Origin of the sequence: Actinobacillus porcinus (assembly GCF_901764995.1) — a bacterium.
GTDB classification, from domain to species: Bacteria; Pseudomonadota; Gammaproteobacteria; order Enterobacterales; family Pasteurellaceae; genus Exercitatus; species Exercitatus porcinus.
The window spans coordinates 22,165-39,410 of sequence record NZ_CABFKI010000011.1; the positions used below are offsets into that span (position 1 = coordinate 22,165).

The following is a 17,246-nucleotide window of genomic DNA, read 5'->3' on the forward strand; positions in this document are numbered from 1 at the left end:
CCTTCAATGTTTATATTTTGCTTATCCTATCACAAAGGCAATCATTGCCCCAAGGTTCAGAAAGGGCGCAAAAGGAATAATGGTGGTGCGACTGATTAAGGCATAGCCGATGGCGCTGAGACAAGCGAGAAAAATAAAGAGCGGTAAAAGTTGCCAAGGTAAAAAACTGCTTAGTGCCGCAATTAACCAGTAATCACCACGTCCAAAGGCTTCTTTTTGGTAATACCATGTTGAAATATGAAAAATCCCCCAAAACAGCCCAAAGCCTATTCCCGCGGAAAAAAGGCTTTGCTCTAGGGGGAGCGAAATGATTTGATAATAAGCGGATCCCAAGCCGATACCAAGCAATAGCTGGCATAGGGCGGGGGAAATTAATTTGTAATGCCAGTCAATCAGCCCAATCACAAAAAGGAGTATCAATCCCGCACTTATCATGAGCGCGAAGATCGGGCGACTAACAATCAGGTTATTGAGAGCAAATATCGTTCCTGCAGTTAAAAAACTCAGCCATTTTTTACCGCACTTTATGGGCTTTAATATCGCATTTTGGGGTAAAAACGGTGGTGGATTTTCAGGGAAAATTTCACAATAACTTGCATAAATATTGAGCGTGAGCTGTTGGGCAAAATGGGTGACATAATGGTGTGCTGCTAATCCCATACAACCACTTAACGCAAAACAAAGAAAATACATCATTGAATCAGCGATCCCATGTTAAAAATCGGTAAATACATGCCCAACATAATTAAGCCAATTAGTCCGCCGATGATGACCATCAGTAAGGGTTCGAGCATTTGAGACAGCAGATCAATTTGGTGATCCAATTGTTGTTGATAAGTCTCGGCGATATGTTTCAACATTTGGCTTAACTGCCCCGATTGCTCGCCAACCTGTAACATTTGTTGGGCTTGCATGGGAAATAAACCTGAACCTACGCTGTCAGAAAAGGCATAGCCCTGCGTAATCCACTGCAACATAGCGTCCACTTCTTGAATTAAAATGGGATCCCCTTGCCAAGGCGTTTTGGTTTGCCAACTTTTCTTTTGGGGCAAAAAAGATTGTAACGCTTGAGTGAGTGGCACGCCGGATTGCAACATTAATTGCAGGCTTCGGCAAAAGCGAATTAATCGCGCCAATGCGGTAATGTTTCCTAAAATCGGCAGGTTGTAAATCAGATTCGCTTTGTAGTGATTCAGTTGAACCGAATGGCGAAGTTGATATTTGAGTATGAAAAACGCGATTGTGAGTAGACTCACCAATAGCCAAAAATAATGCTGCAAGCCATGGGACAAACTAAGCAAAATGGCAGTGAAAGTCGGTAGCTGGGTTTGATTGTCACCATACATTTCGGCAAATTGTGGCACGATAAAAATTAATAACAGCATGGTTAGTAACAATGAAATTCCCAAAACCATCATAGGATAGAGCAAGATTTTTTGGATTTTGCGTTGTAGTACGAGTGCCTGTTGTTTATGAGTGGCGATTTGGGTACACACCGTGGCTAATTTACCTGTCATTTCGCCCACTTTAATTAACTGATTTTCCTGAGTCGTTAAAAATAAGGCTTGGCGTTCTAAGGTTTGTGAGAATGATAAACCACGCTCAATATCCGCGATGCAATGGCGTAACCATTGATTGAGAGAAATATTGGTGCAGTTTTGTAATAAAATATGCAACGCATTTTTTAAGGGAACCGCAGCGTTGAGTAATGTCGCCAACTGTTGCAACAGATCGCAAATTTCGGCATTTTTCGGTTTTGTTGAGAGTGGCCAATTTTGGTGTAGCTGAATTTGGTGTAAACCACGTTTAAATAATGCTTGTTTTGCCTGAATTTCATCTTCAGCCACCAACATACCTTTTTGTGTTTGGTTTAGGCGATTTTTCGCTTTCCAACGATAGCTTTTCAATGTCATGTTTCACTTCCTAAAACCCGTTGCAGTTCGGCTAAATCTGTCGTGTGATCCGCCACTTTCATCAGCCCTGCTTGATAAAGCGAAGGGAAATCCGTTTGGAAATTGCCGTCAGAGGTTGGCTGTAAGAATTGATAAACTCCGATACGCCCTTTGTAGCCTTGATGACAATCGCATAAACTTTCCATTTTCTCACCGCACTTTTGGCAACGTTTCCGCACCAAGCGTTGCGCAATGACAAGCAGTAATGCGTTATCAATTTCATGACGTTGAATACCTAATTGTAATAAGCGAGAAATCGCGGATGGTGCATCATTGGTGTGTAGGGTGGATAGCACTAAATGCCCTGTTTGCGCCGCCCGTAATGCCATGGTCGCACTTTCTTCATCACGGATTTCCCCCAACATAATGACATCAGGATCTTGACGCAAAAACGTACGAAGTAACCGACTAAAATCTAATCCAATTTGCAGGTTAACTTGGGTTTGAATAATACCCGCTAATTCGATCTCAATAGGATCTTCTGCGGTCATAATATGCTTATCCGGCGTGTTAAGATAGGAAAGTGCGGTGTAAAGGGAAATACTTTTTCCGCTACCGGTTGGGCCTGTCACCAAAATTAAGCCTTGCGGTTGCATTAAGGCGCGTTGAAAAGTTTGCTGTTGTTGGGCGGTCATCCCCAAATCCGCAAAGGCGAAGGTCACCGGCTTATTTTGCTGAACACGCAACACAATTTTTTCACCCAAGGGTGTCGGCAAGGTGGAAAGACGAAAATCCAACACATCGGAAAAGGTGGTTTTAAAATGAAATCGTCCATCTTGTGGCAACCGCGTTTCCGCAATATCCAGTTTCGCCAGTAGTTTTAAACGAGAAATCACGCGTTGAGACAATGCCTGTGAAATGGGGGATTGCGTTTGCAATACGCCGTCAATACGAAAACGCACCTGCAACTGGGCGCTTTGGGGTTCAAAATGAATATCAGAGGCCTGCTGTTGCAATGCTTGCTCAAAAATACGATCTAACAGCTGAATAACGGGTTCATCGGTTTTTTGTGCGATTTCTGCGTCTGTATTTTGCTCAATATGATAGAAAACCGGGTTTTCTTCCACTTGATATGTCTGTGGTGCAAGGGATTGCAGCTGTTTTTTTAATTCTGCCGTAGATAGCAACACGGGCTCAACGGTTTTTCCCACGAGAAAGGAAAAGGTATCACAGGCGGAAATATTGGTTAAGCTGTCTATGCCAAGCCAAAGCGTTTGTTCCGTCTCTTTTAAGGGCAAGGCAAAATAGCGGATCAACAGATGTTGTTGATCCTGATTTTTCGCCCATAAGTGCGGTGAAATTTCCATTTGTTTTCCGTCAGCGGTTGTAGCGATCGGCATGGCATTATCCTGTATAAACAATTGAGAATAAAAAAACAGCGGTAAAAATGAGTTACCCTAATGCGTTCCCCAAAAATCAGTTACAAAAACCTGATGGGAAAATACTGGAATCAGGGGTACATACCGTTGCCCAAGTGACGCCGCTTGAGGCATTTCCGCTTGCCGTTAAGGTATAGCTTACGCCATCAAGAGAGCCTTTCCCTTTTACTGTGACTACGCCGGCCGCTACATTGACGCTGGCGACATATTTCCCTAAACCGGTGTTATTGGCTTGAATACCATTGCTGCCCGCGGTACAGTTGGTGGCAGCGCCCGTGTTATAAACACAAAGTTCGACTTCGGAACGATAAGGCGCGGATGCCTGTAATAGTTCGGAAATCGCCGCTTTTTTGGTGTAGTTTTGATAAGACGGAATGGCAATGGTGGCGAGAATAGCCACAATGGCGATAACAATCATTAACTCAATCAAGGTAAAGCCTTTACGTATATTGAAGGTTAATGAAGTGCGGTTAAATTTCATGGTGTTTTCCTTTTAATGATAAATGGTGGGCGCACTTTGAAATAAAGTGTAAATCCTGTCAAAATAACGCTTTCAATTTTGGAATGAAGATCACAAAAATAAGTATTATGCCGACAAAAACATTGCCTAAAATTCGTCATGGTTGGTTAGAAACGGTGCGAAAAGTTCCGTCTCCCCATTTTGATCCGCGACCGGATAAACAAGATATTTCCTTACTCGTTATTCATTACATTAGTTTGCCGCCTGAAGAATTTGGCGGTGGATTTATTGACGATTTTTTTCAAGGCAAATTAGATCCTACGCAACACCCTTATTTTGAAGAAATTTATCAAATTCGGGTGTCTGCTCATTGTTTAATTGAACGTAATGGGCGTGTGACGCAATATGTGAATTTTAATGACCGCGCTTGGCATGCCGGGGTTTCTTGTTTTGAAGGGCGTGAAAAATGCAATGATTTTGCCATTGGCATTGAATTAGAAGGCAGCAATGAACAACCTTTTACGGCGGCGCAATATGACGCGTTGATCGCTTTAACCAAAGCTATCCAAGCGGCTTATCCTAACATTACGAAAGAACGTATTGTGGGGCATTGTGATATTTCCCCAGGGCGAAAAATCGATCCGGGGCAGTATTTTGATTGGGATGGCTATTTGGGGGCGTTGTAATCGAAAATAGCGATGAAAACACTGAAATGCCGCTTGGGGAGCTTGTCGAACCCAGCGGCATAAGACTTATTTCTCTTCCTGTTTCACTTCATTCCACAAAATATCCATTTCTACCAAGGAACTTTGTTCGGCGCTTTTTCCCTGTTCTGCTAATTTTTGCTCAACGGCACGAAAGCGGCGTTCAAATTTATGGTTGGCTTGGCGCAGACTTTCTTCTGCGTTGACCTTTAAATGACGCGCAAGGTTAACCGTTGCGAATAAGAAGTCGCCCATTTCTTCTGCCACTTTTTCCTGTATCAAGTGCGGTCGATTTAATTCTTGTTTGATTTCTGCTAATTCTTCTTCTACTTTGGCAATCACATCGGAGAGATTATCCCAATCAAATCCTACCTTAGCGCATTTTTTCTGTAATTTTTCTGCGCGCATGAGTGCAGGGAACGCTTGTGGTACATCCGCTAAAATAGAGTGATTCTCAGGATTGTTTTTTTCTTGCGCTTTAATGCTATTCCAACGCGCAAGGGCTTCTTCTTCATTGCCCGCTTTTATATCCCCAAACACATGAGGATGGCGGCGTACGATTTTTTCCGCCACATCATTGACCACATCATCAAAGGTAAAACTACCGTCTTCGGTGGCGAGTTGGCTGAAAAACACCACTTGCAACAATAAATCACCTAATTCTTCGCGCAAATTGGTTTTGTCATTTTTTTCAATGGCATCAATCACTTCATAGGTTTCTTCTGTTAAACAAGGGATCATGGAGTGGTAAGTTTGTTTTAGATCCCAGGGGCAACCACCGTTAGGGTTGCGAAGTTGGGCGATGAGTTTGATAAAATCTTGAATATGGTATGACATTGTTTTTTCTCGCATAAAGGCTAAGTGCGGTCAGTTTAGGACGCAAATAAAAATAATTCAATAAATTTTCTGAAATGTGATCTAGTTCAAATTTTTTTCATTATCAGGGTGATATTATACAGACAACAAAAAAGGACAACCTAATCAGATAAGGAGTAGATTATGTATAAACATGTTCTAGTTGCAGTGGATCTTTCAGATGAAAGTGAAGTTTTATTGAAAAAAGCAGTTGGTGTGGCGCAGCGTCACGGGGCGAAACTTTCAATTATCCACGTGGATGTCAACTTCTCCGATCTCTACACAGGTTTAATTGATGTCAATATGTCGTCTATGCAAGATCGCATTTCAAGCGAAACGCAACAGGCTTTAGTTCAACTTTCAGAAAATGCGGGTTATCCGATTTCTGAAAAATTAAGTGGTAGTGGTGATTTAGGACAAGTGCTTTCGGATGCTATTGAGCAATATGATGTGGACTTGCTTGTAACTGGCCACCATCAAGATTTTTGGAGTAAACTAATGTCTTCAACACGTCAAGTGATGAATACGATAAAAATTGATATGCTCGTGGTACCGCTTCGTGATGAATAGATAAAATTTCATCAATAAACGACTTAAAATAAACCGCGCTTTCGTCCTAAAGTCGATAGTGCGGTTTGATTTTTGAAGAAATCTAAAAAAATCCCTGAGAAAATAGGGCTAGGTCGTTCTATAAATAAAAAAAATATGTCAAAATAAACCGTTTTTAGAAATAAAAAAATTGTTAGGTTTACAATGAAAACAACAGCTCAAATTCGACAATCATTTTTAGATTTCTTTCATAGCAAAGGTCATACTGTCGTAGAGAGTAGCTCTCTCGTGCCGGAAAATGATCCAACGCTATTGTTTACCAATGCCGGAATGAACCAATTTAAAGATGTGTTCTTAGGCATGGAGAAACGTGCTTATACGCGTGCGACAACCGCGCAACGTTGTGTGCGCGCAGGCGGTAAACATAATGACTTAGAAAATGTGGGTTATACCGCACGTCACCATACATTCTTTGAAATGATGGGAAACTTTAGTTTTGGTGACTACTTTAAAAAAGACGCGATTCAATTCGGTTGGGAATATTTAACGAGCCCAGAATGGTTAGGGTTACCAAAAGAAAAATTATACGTAACCGTTTATGAAACTGATGACGAAGCTTATGATATTTGGCACAAGATTGTAGGTGTACCGACCGATCATATTATTCGCATTGGTGATAATAAAGGTGCGCCTTATGCTTCAGATAACTTCTGGGCAATGGGCGATACAGGTCCTTGCGGTCCTTGTACTGAAATTTTCTATGATCACGGTGATCATATTTGGGGCGGATTGCCGGGTTCACCGGAAGAAGATGGCGACCGCTATATTGAAGTTTGGAATATCGTATTTATGCAATTTAACCGTTTGCCGGACGGTACAATGGAAAAATTGCCAAAACCATCTGTTGATACAGGTATGGGTTTAGAGCGTATGACCGCGGTGTTGCAACATGTAAACAGCAACTACGAAATTGATATTTTCCAAACCTTAATTAAAAAAGCAGCGGAAATTGTTGGGACAACTGATTTAGATAATAAATCCTTGCGTGTTATCGCAGACCACATTCGTTCATGTGCTTATTTAATTGCCGATGGCGTGATTCCATCAAATGAAGGTCGTGGTTATGTATTACGCCGTATTATTCGCCGTGCGGTACGTCATGGTCATTTACTTGGCGCGAAAGAAACATTCTTCTATAAATTAGTGCCAACCTTAATTGATGTCATGGCGGATGCAGGCAAACAAGTTAAAGAAAAACAAGCGAATGTTGAAAAATTATTACGCTTGGAAGAAGAGCAATTTGCGCGTACGTTAGAGCGTGGCTTAACCTTGTTAGACGATGCGCTTGCCAATGTAAAAGATGGTGTACTTTCAGGTGAAGTGGCGTTTAAGCTTTATGATACCTATGGTTTCCCATTGGATTTAACGGCGGATGTTTGTCGTGAGCGTAATATCACCATTGATGAAGCAGGCTTTGAACGTGAAATGGAAGCACAACGTTTACGTGCGCAATCCGCAAGCAACTTCGGCGTGGATTACAGTAACGTTATTCGCGTGGATGGTGAAACAAAATTTGAAGGTTATACAAACGCAGAAAGTCTGGCAAAAGTGACCGCACTTTTCTATGACGGTAAACCGGTGGAAAGTATTTCTGCAGGTCAAAGTGCAGTGGTGGTGTTAGAAAATACCCCATTCTATGCGGAAATGGGTGGTCAAATTGGCGATAGCGGTGTATTAACCGCACAAGGCGTGAAATTTGAAGTAAAAGATACTCAAAAATATGGCTCGGTTTTTGGCCATATTGGTGAATTGGCACAAGGTAGTTTAAGTGTCGGCCAAATTATTAATGCAAGTGTTAATGCAGAACGCCGTCAACAAACGCGTTTAAATCATAGTGCAACACACTTATTACACGCAGCACTTCGCCAAGTTTTAGGCGAACATGTGGCACAAAAAGGTTCTTTAGTTTCCGATGCAGGGTTACGTTTTGACTTTGCGCAACCGGAAGCGGTAACCAAAGAACAAATTGCAGACATTGAGCGTGTAGTGAACTTCCATATACGTGCAAATCATCCGGTTTTAACGGAAGAAATGAGCGTAGAAGAAGCCAAAGCGAAAGGTGCTATGGCATTATTCGGTGAGAAATATGGTGATGTGGTTCGCGTTGTGACGATGAGTCCGTTCTCAATTGAACTTTGTGGTGGTTTACATGTAGAACGCACAGGTGACATTGGTTTATTTAAAATCGTGTCAGAAGGTGCAGTAGCTGCAGGTATTCGCCGTATTGAAGCCGTAACAGGTGAAGGGGCGATGGATTGGTTATTTAGCCAACAAGCGATTTTGGCTCAAAGTGCGGATGCATTGAAATCCGATGTGCCTTCGATTCCTGAAAAAATTGTTCAGCTTCAAGATAAGGTGAAGAAAACGGAAAAAGAATTAGAACAACTGAAAGCGAAAGCGGCACAAGCGGCAGGCTCTAATTTAGCACAAAGTGCGGTAAAAATCGGTGATGTTTCAGTGATTGTTCATCAACTAGATGGTGTAGATGCGAAAGGATTACGCGTGATGGTTGATGATCTGAAAAATCAATTAGGTTCCGCTGTAGTTGCCTTTGCTTCGGTGGTCGAAGACAAAGTGAACTTAATTGTAGGGGTTACGTCTGATTTAACGTCAAAAGTGAAAGCAGGCGAATTGGTAAATGTGATGGCACAACAAGTAGGTGGTAAAGGCGGCGGTCGTCCGGATATGGCGATGGCCGGTGGTTCTCAACCTGAAAATGTGTCTGTTGCATTAAATACCGCAACAGAATGGTTAAAAACAAATTTGCAATGATACTTGCGGAGGTAAACAAATTATTATAGCCGTGAGGTATCTAGGGATGGAACGACAGGCGTATTCAATACTTAGGGAGGTCTGTATGTTAATTTTAACCCGTAAAGTCGGTGAGAATTTGCTCATCGGCGATAACATTTCTATCACGGTTTTGAGTGTGCGTGGTAACCAAGTTAAAATTGGCGTGGATGCACCAAAGGATGTTTCAGTGCATCGTGAAGAAATTTATCATCGTATCAAAGAAGCGGAAGATGAATTAAAAAAATAGCTAGGTTAGAGCAATCAGGAGGTGTTTATGTCTAAACTAACTTGTTTTAAAGCCTATGATATTCGTGGTCGTTTAGGTGACGAATTAAATGCGGATATCGTTTATCGAATTGGGCGAGCATTCGGGCAGTTTCTGAAGCCAAAAACGATTGTTGTAGGTGGGGACGTGCGTTTAACCAGTAAAGAGTTAAAAAGCGCGGTCACTAATGGCTTGTTAGATTCAGGCGTAAACGTGATTGATCTGGGTGAAGTGGGTACCGAAGAAGTTTATTTTGCCACTTCATTTTTGAAAGCTGATGGCGGTATCGAAGTCACTGCAAGCCATAACCCAATGGATTTTAATGGCTTAAAATTGGTGCGTGAGGGATCGCGTCCAATTAGTGCAGATACCGGGCTGGCTGACATTCAGCGTTTGGCAGAGGAAAATAATTTCCCTGAAGTGACTCAACGTGGAACTTACAAACAACAATCTGTACTGGGGGATTACGTTGAACGCTTATTGTCTTACGTAAATTTAGACAATATCAAACCGTTGAAACTCGTCATTAATTCGGGTAACGGGGCAGCAGGTCATGTGGTGGACGCGATTGAAGCACAATTCAAAGCTCGCCGTGTACCTGTTGAGTTTGTGAAAGTCCATAATAATCCGGATGGTACTTTCCCACATGGTATTCCTAATCCAATTTTACATGATAACCGTCAAGATACGATTGATGCGGTGCTTGAGCATAAAGCGGATTTCGGTATTGCTTTTGACGGCGATTTTGACCGCTGTTTCTTCTTTGATGAAAAGGGTGGTTTTATCGAAGGTTATTATGTGGTTGGATTATTAGGTCAAGCTTTTGCGCAAAAACACAAAGGCGCGAAAGTCATTTATGACCCACGTTTAATCTGGAATACGGAAAAAATTGTGGCAGAAAATGGCGGCGAAGCAGTCATGTCAAAATCCGGTCACTCATTTATTAAAGAAAAAATGCGTGAAGTGGATGCGGTATATGGTGGTGAAATGTCTGCTCACCATTATTTCCGTGATTTCTATTACTGCGACAGCGGTATGATTCCATGGTTATTGGTCATGGAATTAGTTTGCACAACAGGAAAAACATTAGGTCAATTAGTGAATCATAGTATTGATACTTATCCGTCACCAGGTGAAATCAATAGCAAATTGACAGATGCGCAAGCGGCTATTGCTCGTGTTCGTGCAGCCTATGAGAAAGACGCGATTAGCGTCAGCGATTTAGACGGGATCAGTATCGAGTATCCAAACTGGCGTTTCAATTTGCGTAGCTCAAATACCGAGCCGGTCGTACGTTTAAATTTAGAAACTCGTGGCGATAAAGCATTAATGCAAGAAAAAACAGACGAAGTGTTAGCATTATTACGCCAGTAATGGGTAAAACTCTGTAATTTTGACCGCACTTTGCAGAACATAGGCAAAAGTGCGGTTGTTTATATTCAAGGAAAAAAACATGAAAGTGATTATTCCGGTAGCAGGTCTTGGAACGCGTATGTTGCCGGCTACAAAAGCCATTCCAAAGGAAATGCTAACCTTAGTTGATAAGCCATTAATTCAATATGTAGTTAATGAATGTGTTTCTGCGGGCGTGAAAGAAATTGTTTTGGTGACACACTCATCAAAAAATGCCATTGAAAACCACTTTGATACTTCTTATGAATTAGAATCCATGTTGGAAAAACGTGTTAAACGCCAGTTACTTGATGAAGTGCGGTCAATTTGTCCAAAAGATGTGACGATTATGCATGTTCGTCAAGGTAATGCAAAAGGTCTAGGTCATGCGGTATTGTGTGGTCGTCCATTGGTGGGTAATGAACCTTTTGCCGTGGTCTTGCCGGATGTTTTGTTAGCGGATTTTACCGCTGATCAGAAAAAAGAGAACTTGGCGGCAATGATCAAGCGTTTCAATGAAACTGGTGCAAGTCAAATTATGGTTGCGCCTGTAGCGCCTGAAGAAGTAAGCAGCTATGGTGTAGCGGACTGTAACGGCGCAGAGCTTAAAGGCGGTGAAAGCGCAAAAATCTCTCGTATGGTTGAAAAACCTCGTCCAGAAGAAGCTCCATCCAATTTGGCAGTTGTGGGACGTTATGTGTTCTCTGCGGCAATTTGGGATTTGCTGGAAAAAACACCGGTGGGCGTAGGCGATGAAATTCAATTAACAGATGCTATTGATATGTTGATTGAAAAAGAAACCGTAGAAGCATTCCAAATGACCGGGGAAACCTTCGACTGTGGCGATAAAATTGGCTACATGCAAGCTTTTGTAGAATACGGTTTACAACATGAAAAACTCGGCACTGAGTTTAAAGAATATTTGAAAAAATTGGCGAAAACCCTATAACCTACGTGATTTTAAAAGGCTAAGGGCGTAAGTTCTTAGCTTTTTTTATGCTTTCATAAAAATTGATATGAAAGATCGAAATATAATGCTAAAATCACCAGCTCAAAAGTATTTCAAACTATTTTTACATCGAATTAGGTTTATTTATGGCTTTAGTTGCGGATAAAAAGAAAGACATTGAAGAAGTCGGTCAAAAATCAAAAGGCGTAAATGTCTTTTTATGGGTATTATCGCTTATCATCGTACTTGTTGCGTCAGTCGGTAATGTAGTATTTGCAGAACAGTTTTCAACGCCAATTCGCGTTGTTGCTATTTTTGTTCTTTTAGTGCTTGCACTTGTCTTTGCCGCCTTAACGAACGAAGGTAAACGTGCATTAAACTTTTTTAGCGAATCACGCGTAGAATTACGCCGTATTGTATGGCCAACTCGCCCGGAAACCATGCAAACGACATTTATCATTATTGCGGCAACCGTATTGTTATCTTTAATTCTTTGGGCATTAGATAGCATTATTATCGCCGTTCTTAACTTCTTAACCAATTTGAGATTCTAAAATGACAGAAACAACAGCTCCAAAAAAACGTTGGTATGTATTACAAGCCTTCTCAGGTTTTGAAGGCCGTGTAGCAGCGACTTTGCGCGAATATATTAAATTAAACCAAATGGAAGACCAATTTGGTGAAGTTTTGGTTCCGACAGAAGAAGTGGTCGAAAATGTAGCGGGTAAACGCCGTAAAAGTGAACGCAAATTCTTCCCCGGTTATGTATTAGTTCAAATGGAAATGAATGATTATACCTGGCAATTGGTGCGTAGCGTACCGCGCGTAATGGGATTTATTGGCGGCACACCTGATCGTCCGTTACCTATTAGCCAACGTGAAGCAGACATTATCTTGAACCGCGTTGAAGAAAATGCAGATAAACCACGTCATCGTAACGAATATTTACCGGGCGAAGAAATCCGCGTGAAAGAAGGTCCGTTTGCAGATTTCAACGGTACGGTAGAAGAAGTGGATTACGAAAAAGGCCGTTTAAAAGTCTCTGTTTCTATCTTTGGTCGTGCAACTCCTGTTGAACTTGAATTTGGTCAAGTGGAAAAAACGAACGGTTAGTCACCAAAGAATAAGAAATGAAGCAATATAGACCGCTTGTTACAATTATGTAGCAAGCGGTTTTTTTATAAAAAATATTTTAAATGACACAAGCTGTCACTTCCCTTTTATATACTTCGCTCAGCAATTAACAAAAGAAGGAAATGCTTATGCTGAGTAACATTATAAAAGTCGCTGCTTTAGGGCTAGTGGGCATCGGTGCCAAAAAGCTTTATGAGCAGTTTAAGAATGAAGAGAAAGCACTTTCTCTAGCCACAGTTACCAAGGATTTAGACCTAGATCCTTCTATTAACTTACGTGATTTCTATTTTAAAAAGGAGGAATATGTGTTAAAGGACGCAGAAAAAATCACCGATCCAATGATGAAGTTGATTCCTCTTGCCACAACAGACTCATTTGATCAAGCACACTTTTACAATCATCTCAAATCGCATTTACCTGAAGCAGCGAAAAATTGGAGCAATGAGCAGAAAAATGAATTTGTAAGAGCGGTGTTATCGACTTTTGAAGGTGCATTTCGTTGGGATTATTATCATGCAGAACATCACGCCAATATTCTTGATATGTGCAATGCCAAAGGCACAATGCGAGATTGTTTACGTTTTGTGGCAGAGCTTTTTCCAAACGTGGAGCAAGGCAAGCGATTGGCGCTTATTCTTAAAGAAGTGGCACGTATTCAAAATCGATTGAAAAATCCGATTTATGATAAAAACCAAACCCCAAGTGTGCAATTCAAAGATATTCGCTTTAAATTTGCGATTATTCAGCAGTTAATGGCAGGAGAACAGTTAAAACCTGTTTTTAACTATCAGCTGTTTGCTGAAGAATTTAGCTATTTTATTGATCCTGCTTTTCCTAGTTCAGCGGCTGGGGACTATATGCTTAATTTGGATATTACTCAACATCAGCTTAATTGTGTCAGTGATCTTTATTTAAATCATTATTCCGGTGATTTTTCATTTTTACACTTACCAAGACAAATAACCGGAGAGAGTAGTCTATATGAGCCTTTTGATCACCGATGTCGCCCTGCAGATATTGTACCAATGACGACTAATGTTATCGAAGATTTAGCCTTATTGCCAAATTTAAAATCCATCTCGCTACCTAAAGATAAACCCTTTGAGATACTTGATATCAGACAAACAGGATTAGTGAAACATTTAGATGGGACATATCTTGGCGCTGGACAAGGAATACAAATAGATAAACTCATAGTCCCAAGAGTCTTTCTTGAAGCATTAAATGAGAAAGGTATTGCGCTTTATCACGGAAGCAAAAAGCTTGATATAGCAGCCATTTTAAATGGGGAAAGTGCTTGAAAAAACACCGCACTTTTCGTATAATTCGCACCCATTATGAGCAAGGCAACTTGCTCATATTTTTGTGACGACACGAAAGTGTTATTTATCATCGGGGAGCTGAGTTCAGCGTTTGTACCCAAAACATAGGAAACTTAAAAAATGGCAAAAAAAGTCCAAGCATACGTTAAGTTGCAAGTTGCAGCTGGTATGGCTAACCCATCACCACCGGTTGGTCCTGCATTAGGTCAACAAGGTGTGAACATCATGGAATTCTGTAAAGCATTCAACGCTCGTACTGAGAGCTTAGAAAAAGGTTTACCAATTCCTGTTGTAATCACAGTATATGCTGATAAATCATTTACTTTCGTAACGAAAACTCCACCGGCAGCGGTATTATTGAAAAAAGCTGTAGGTATCAAATCTGGTTCAGGTAAACCGAACAAAGATAAAGTGGGTACCGTAACTCAAGCACAATTACGTCAAATCGCTGAAACTAAAGCAGCAGATATGACCGGTGCGACTATCGAAACTAAAATGAAATCAATCGCTGGTACAGCTCGCTCAATGGGCTTAATCGTAGAGGAATAATACAATGGCTAAATTGACTAAAAAAATGAAAGCAATTAAAGCTGGCGTAGATTCTACTAAAGCTTACGAAATCAACGAAGCAATCGCAGTATTAAAACAATTTGCAACAGCTAAATTCGTTGAAAGCGTAGACGTAGCGGTGAACTTAGGTATCGACCCTCGTAAATCAGACCAAAACGTACGTGGTGCAACCGTATTACCACACGGTACAGGTCGTACAGCTCGTGTAGCCGTATTTACACAAGGTGCAAACGCAGAAGCAGCGAAAGAAGCGGGTGCAGACTTAGTAGGTATGGAAGATCTTGCAGAGCAAATCAAGAAAGGCGAAATGAACTTTGACGTTGTTATCGCTTCTCCGGATGCAATGCGTGTTGTAGGTCAATTAGGTCAAGTATTAGGTCCACGTGGCTTAATGCCAAACCCAAAAGTGGGTACAGTAACACCAAACGTAGCTGAAGCAGTTAAAAATGCTAAATCTGGTCAGATCCGTTACCGTAACGACAAAAATGGTATTATCCATACTACAATCGGTAAAGCAGACTTCGCGCCTGAGCAATTAAAAGAGAACCTTCAAGCATTGTTAGCGGCTTTAACTAAAGCTAAACCAACAACAGCAAAAGGTATCTACATCAAGAAAGTAAGCATCTCTACAACAATGGGTGCTGGTGTAGCAGTTGATCAAGCTTCACTTTAATTCTTGAGTTAATCAGAATAAAAACCGTAAGAGCAATCTTACGGTTTTTTTATTGAAGATAAGAAGATAAAGGCTTAAAGGACAAAATTAATGGTCAAAACCTCGTTAAAGCCTTATAGTAAAAGGATTTTACGAGGTTCAAAGGTTTTGATTACAAAAAATGCTTTTATTGCTCAAGTCCTGATGTACAAAAATACGGCAAAATTAAAGACAAACAACGCTATAAATGCAACCATTGTGACAAGCAGTTTTTAGGTGGAATTAGGCTGGATAATCATCAACTTTGGATGGAATATGCCTATAGGAAACAGACACTTTCTGAGCTTGCTACACATCGCCGTTTAAGGAGTGCATATCGAAGTTTAATGAACAACCTTCCTTATTTGTTCACCTATCAAAAATATCCAGGTTTAGGTATTCCTAAATACATCTAATTTAATCGAGGGGCAATTTGAACATTTGAAGCGACTTTTAGGTAATCACAGGGGAATGAATCTCACTCAAAAACTAAAAATGATTGAAGAGATTTTGGGTGTTTAGATTGTATAAAAAATGGTCATAAAATCTGTGTGTTTTATGACCATTAAAAATGTCCTTTAACGAATCGCTATGCTAAAAAAACATTAATTTTGTCCTTTATACCAATAAAGTGCGGTCAAAAAAGTTGAAAATTTTGACCGCACTTTTTATGGGTATTGTGTAGTACTCGCACAAAGCTGAAATGGCGGTTGGTGAGCTTGTCGAACCACAAGCTATTTCAGCGTGTACTGCACAAGACTTACGTTTCGACAGGCTCAACGACCGTCTTGTGCAACTACCACATAAAATCGCTTTTTATTTCTTAAGCGTTCAGAATATTTTGAATTTCTTGCATACTTAAATGGTAAGCATGTGGACACGCATGCCATACATCAAGCATTTTGATGTATTTATCCCACATTGGGGTTTGTGAGTCGCAACCATGTTCACATTGCATAAATTCTTGGTATTTGCCTTCTACCCCTGAGACAAAGCGAAGGTAGTTGAGGTATTTTTTCTCGCGTACGGCACAGTAACCCGCGAACATTAAGCGGTGTGGGGTTACCCCTGATTTATCTGCCAAATTGTTGTATGAAACATGTAATGCTTTATACATTTCTAGGGTATCTAATACCGTTTGGCAATCTTGCTCACTGATTTCACTAAAATCTTGGCTAAGCTCTTTCAATTCACGGTCAAATCCGCCTTTGACGATCATTTCTGCTCTGGTGTATTTTTTCTCATTAGCAGGATCAAGTAAGCCAAGTAATTTATATTGGTTCGCTAAAATTAAGCGTTGAATGGTGGTCATTTCCATAAAAGTCTCCTAATCAATACTATTTAAATCTTCTTGTGAAAGCCCGGTTTCTTCTTTTACTTTGATTTTACCGTCTGTCGCACGGTATTCGAGATTTTGGTAGAAGGCTTCACGGAATGTAATATATGGGTCACTGGATTGTTCTAAGAACACTTCTTTGTCCATGGCTTTGGCGCGCTTATCAATTGTTTGCACACCATATTTTGCCATAGACCAAGGCAATCCTGCCCAATCCCAGAACGGATATACGTAAGCGGCATCAACGATGGTTCCTGTTAAATCGCGTGTCGTGGTGGCGTTATAAATAGGAAAGACAAAATACGTCCCCGCTTCAACGCCATAACTGCCGAGGGTATCGCCGAATGTGCGTTTTCCTTCGATTTTTAGCGGATCGCTGTAACTTGCCCAGTCAATGAATCCCCCTAAACCAAAGGTAGAGTTAATAATAAAGCGGTTTAAATGCACCATGGCTTTTTTCCCTTCGCCTTCCAATAAGCGGTTAACAAAGCTCACCGGTTCGTCAAGGTTATTGGCAACATTGGATAAGCCTGTGGTTAATGGGCTTGGTAAGGCGTTCCAGCCTTTTGCGACAGGTTTTAACATATAAGGATCTAAAACTTTATAGTTTAAATCCCACATGGTGCGGTTAAATCCTTCTAACGGATCGCTGCGCTCTCCCGTCACAGGATCGATGGTGCCTGCACATCCTGTTAGTGTTACCATAGCAAGAAGTGCGGTCGCCAAAAGGGTCGTTTTTTTCATAAATAGCTAATCCCAAAAGTGATAAGAATAGTTTGCATTGTAAATGACTTACTCTAAATCTACAAAAGAAATCTTTTCTCTCAGGTTGAGT

At 40.9% G+C, this 17,246-nt stretch carries 18 protein-coding genes and 1 pseudogene; 12 read left to right on the plus strand and 7 right to left on the minus strand.

Going from position 1 to position 17,246, the window contains the following annotated elements:
- Nucleotides 1-21 precede the first annotated feature (21 nt).
- The 4 genes from E7T07_RS08460 to ppdD all read right to left on the minus strand — a co-directional run bounded on the left by E7T07_RS08460 (nucleotide 22) and on the right by ppdD (nucleotide 3,812).
- Nucleotides 22-696 (minus strand): prepilin peptidase, encoded by a 675-nt coding sequence (locus E7T07_RS08460; RefSeq protein WP_135710717.1) that lies wholly within the window; start codon nucleotides 694-696, stop codon nucleotides 22-24.
- Nucleotides 693-1,913: a type II secretion system F family protein gene (locus E7T07_RS08465; protein WP_135710718.1), complete on the minus strand. Its 1,221-nt coding sequence runs from the start codon at nucleotides 1,911-1,913 to the stop codon at nucleotides 693-695. Before E7T07_RS08465 ends, E7T07_RS08460 begins: the two co-directional genes overlap by 4 nt.
- Nucleotides 1,910-3,292: a GspE/PulE family protein gene (locus E7T07_RS08470; RefSeq protein ID WP_135710719.1), complete on the minus strand. Its 1,383-nt coding sequence runs from the start codon at nucleotides 3,290-3,292 to the stop codon at nucleotides 1,910-1,912. Before E7T07_RS08470 ends, E7T07_RS08465 begins: the two co-directional genes overlap by 4 nt.
- A gap of 76 nt (nucleotides 3,293-3,368) precedes the next feature.
- Entirely contained in the window at nucleotides 3,369-3,812 is a 444-nt protein-coding gene (ppdD, locus tag E7T07_RS08475) for a prepilin peptidase-dependent pilin (RefSeq protein WP_135710720.1), read from the minus strand.
- Between the two features lie 107 nt (nucleotides 3,813-3,919).
- Between ppdD and ampD the strand changes: the two genes are divergently transcribed.
- A complete protein-coding gene (gene ampD / locus E7T07_RS08480) occupies nucleotides 3,920-4,477 on the plus strand; it encodes a 1,6-anhydro-N-acetylmuramyl-L-alanine amidase AmpD (RefSeq protein WP_135710721.1) in 558 nt (185 codons plus the stop codon).
- A gap of 66 nt (nucleotides 4,478-4,543) precedes the next feature.
- On the opposite strand, the gene mazG is transcribed toward ampD, so the two are convergent.
- Entirely contained in the window at nucleotides 4,544-5,332 is a 789-nt protein-coding gene (gene mazG, locus E7T07_RS08485) for a nucleoside triphosphate pyrophosphohydrolase (protein ID WP_135710722.1), read from the minus strand.
- Between the two features lie 162 nt (nucleotides 5,333-5,494).
- Here mazG and uspA point away from each other — a divergent pair, with 162 nt between their 5' ends.
- The 11 genes and pseudogenes from uspA to E7T07_RS11280 all read left to right on the plus strand — a co-directional run.
- On the plus strand, nucleotides 5,495-5,920 hold the full coding sequence (uspA, locus tag E7T07_RS08490) for a universal stress protein UspA (protein ID WP_135710723.1): 426 nt from the start codon (nucleotides 5,495-5,497) through the stop codon (nucleotides 5,918-5,920).
- 183 nt (nucleotides 5,921-6,103) lie between these two features.
- Nucleotides 6,104-8,731, plus strand: a complete 2,628-nt coding sequence (gene alaS / locus E7T07_RS08495) for an alanine--tRNA ligase (protein ID WP_135710724.1) — start codon at nucleotides 6,104-6,106, stop codon at nucleotides 8,729-8,731.
- Between the two features lie 85 nt (nucleotides 8,732-8,816).
- Nucleotides 8,817-8,999 (plus strand): carbon storage regulator CsrA, encoded by a 183-nt coding sequence (gene csrA / locus E7T07_RS08500; protein WP_135710725.1) that lies wholly within the window; start codon nucleotides 8,817-8,819, stop codon nucleotides 8,997-8,999.
- Between the two features lie 27 nt (nucleotides 9,000-9,026).
- On the plus strand, nucleotides 9,027-10,391 hold the full coding sequence (locus E7T07_RS08505) for a phosphohexomutase domain-containing protein (RefSeq protein WP_135710726.1): 1,365 nt from the start codon (nucleotides 9,027-9,029) through the stop codon (nucleotides 10,389-10,391).
- Nucleotides 10,392-10,470: 79 nt separating this feature from the next.
- Entirely contained in the window at nucleotides 10,471-11,358 is an 888-nt protein-coding gene (gene galU, locus E7T07_RS08510; RefSeq protein WP_135710727.1) for a UTP--glucose-1-phosphate uridylyltransferase GalU, read from the plus strand.
- Between the two features lie 146 nt (nucleotides 11,359-11,504).
- Entirely contained in the window at nucleotides 11,505-11,912 is a 408-nt protein-coding gene (gene secE / locus E7T07_RS08515; RefSeq protein WP_135710728.1) for a preprotein translocase subunit SecE, read from the plus strand.
- 1 nt (nucleotide 11,913) lies between these two features.
- Nucleotides 11,914-12,471 (plus strand): transcription termination/antitermination protein NusG, encoded by a 558-nt coding sequence (gene nusG, locus E7T07_RS08520; RefSeq protein ID WP_135710729.1) that lies wholly within the window; start codon nucleotides 11,914-11,916, stop codon nucleotides 12,469-12,471.
- Between the two features lie 149 nt (nucleotides 12,472-12,620).
- Complete coding sequence (locus E7T07_RS08525) at nucleotides 12,621-13,793, plus strand: DUF6892 domain-containing protein (RefSeq protein WP_135710730.1); 1,173 nt, start codon at nucleotides 12,621-12,623, stop codon at nucleotides 13,791-13,793.
- Nucleotides 13,794-13,934: 141 nt separating this feature from the next.
- The gene (rplK, locus tag E7T07_RS08530) at nucleotides 13,935-14,363 is read left to right on the plus strand and encodes a 50S ribosomal protein L11 (RefSeq protein ID WP_005818234.1); all 429 of its coding nucleotides are present in this window, start codon (nucleotides 13,935-13,937) and stop codon (nucleotides 14,361-14,363) included.
- A 4-nt stretch (nucleotides 14,364-14,367) separates the two neighbouring features.
- Nucleotides 14,368-15,057: a 50S ribosomal protein L1 gene (rplA, locus tag E7T07_RS08535; protein WP_135710731.1), complete on the plus strand. Its 690-nt coding sequence runs from the start codon at nucleotides 14,368-14,370 to the stop codon at nucleotides 15,055-15,057.
- A gap of 170 nt (nucleotides 15,058-15,227) precedes the next feature.
- Nucleotides 15,228-15,491: pseudogene (locus tag E7T07_RS11280) on the plus strand (IS1/IS1595 family N-terminal zinc-binding domain-containing protein); the annotation flags it as partial.
- Nucleotides 15,492-15,898: 407 nt separating this feature from the next.
- On the opposite strand, the gene E7T07_RS08545 reads toward E7T07_RS11280, so the two are convergent.
- A complete protein-coding gene (locus tag E7T07_RS08545) occupies nucleotides 15,899-16,393 on the minus strand; it encodes a YfbU family protein (protein WP_135710732.1) in 495 nt (164 codons plus the stop codon).
- 9 nt (nucleotides 16,394-16,402) lie between these two features.
- Complete coding sequence (locus E7T07_RS08550; protein WP_135710733.1) at nucleotides 16,403-17,155, minus strand: MlaA family lipoprotein; 753 nt, start codon at nucleotides 17,153-17,155, stop codon at nucleotides 16,403-16,405.
- Nucleotides 17,156-17,246: the final 91 nt, after the last annotated feature.

Bases quoted from the DNA above. Each gene is read 5' to 3' on its own strand.
- E7T07_RS08465 (WP_135710718.1), bottom strand. From the start codon at position 1,913: ATGACATTGAAAAGCTATCGTTGGAAAGCGAAAAATCGCCTAAACCAA.
- secE (WP_135710728.1), top strand. From the start codon at position 11,505: ATGGCTTTAGTTGCGGATAAAAAGAAAGACATTGAAGAAGTCGGTCAA.
- galU (WP_135710727.1), top strand. From the start codon at position 10,471: ATGAAAGTGATTATTCCGGTAGCAGGTCTTGGAACGCGTATGTTGCCG.
- ppdD (WP_135710720.1), bottom strand. From the start codon at position 3,812: ATGAAATTTAACCGCACTTCATTAACCTTCAATATACGTAAAGGCTTT.
- ampD (WP_135710721.1), top strand. From the start codon at position 3,920: ATGCCGACAAAAACATTGCCTAAAATTCGTCATGGTTGGTTAGAAACG.
- rplK (WP_005818234.1), top strand. From the start codon at position 13,935: ATGGCAAAAAAAGTCCAAGCATACGTTAAGTTGCAAGTTGCAGCTGGT.
- E7T07_RS08550 (WP_135710733.1), bottom strand. From the start codon at position 17,155: ATGAAAAAAACGACCCTTTTGGCGACCGCACTTCTTGCTATGGTAACA.
- E7T07_RS08545 (WP_135710732.1), bottom strand. From the start codon at position 16,393: ATGGAAATGACCACCATTCAACGCTTAATTTTAGCGAACCAATATAAA.
- nusG (WP_135710729.1), top strand. From the start codon at position 11,914: ATGACAGAAACAACAGCTCCAAAAAAACGTTGGTATGTATTACAAGCC.
- uspA (WP_135710723.1), top strand. From the start codon at position 5,495: ATGTATAAACATGTTCTAGTTGCAGTGGATCTTTCAGATGAAAGTGAA.
- alaS (WP_135710724.1), top strand. From the start codon at position 6,104: ATGAAAACAACAGCTCAAATTCGACAATCATTTTTAGATTTCTTTCAT.
- E7T07_RS08525 (WP_135710730.1), top strand. From the start codon at position 12,621: ATGCTGAGTAACATTATAAAAGTCGCTGCTTTAGGGCTAGTGGGCATC.
- csrA (WP_135710725.1), top strand. From the start codon at position 8,817: ATGTTAATTTTAACCCGTAAAGTCGGTGAGAATTTGCTCATCGGCGAT.
- mazG (WP_135710722.1), bottom strand. From the start codon at position 5,332: ATGTCATACCATATTCAAGATTTTATCAAACTCATCGCCCAACTTCGC.
- E7T07_RS08460 (WP_135710717.1), bottom strand. From the start codon at position 696: ATGATGTATTTTCTTTGTTTTGCGTTAAGTGGTTGTATGGGATTAGCA.
- E7T07_RS08505 (WP_135710726.1), top strand. From the start codon at position 9,027: ATGTCTAAACTAACTTGTTTTAAAGCCTATGATATTCGTGGTCGTTTA.
- rplA (WP_135710731.1), top strand. From the start codon at position 14,368: ATGGCTAAATTGACTAAAAAAATGAAAGCAATTAAAGCTGGCGTAGAT.
- E7T07_RS08470 (WP_135710719.1), bottom strand. From the start codon at position 3,292: ATGCCGATCGCTACAACCGCTGACGGAAAACAAATGGAAATTTCACCG.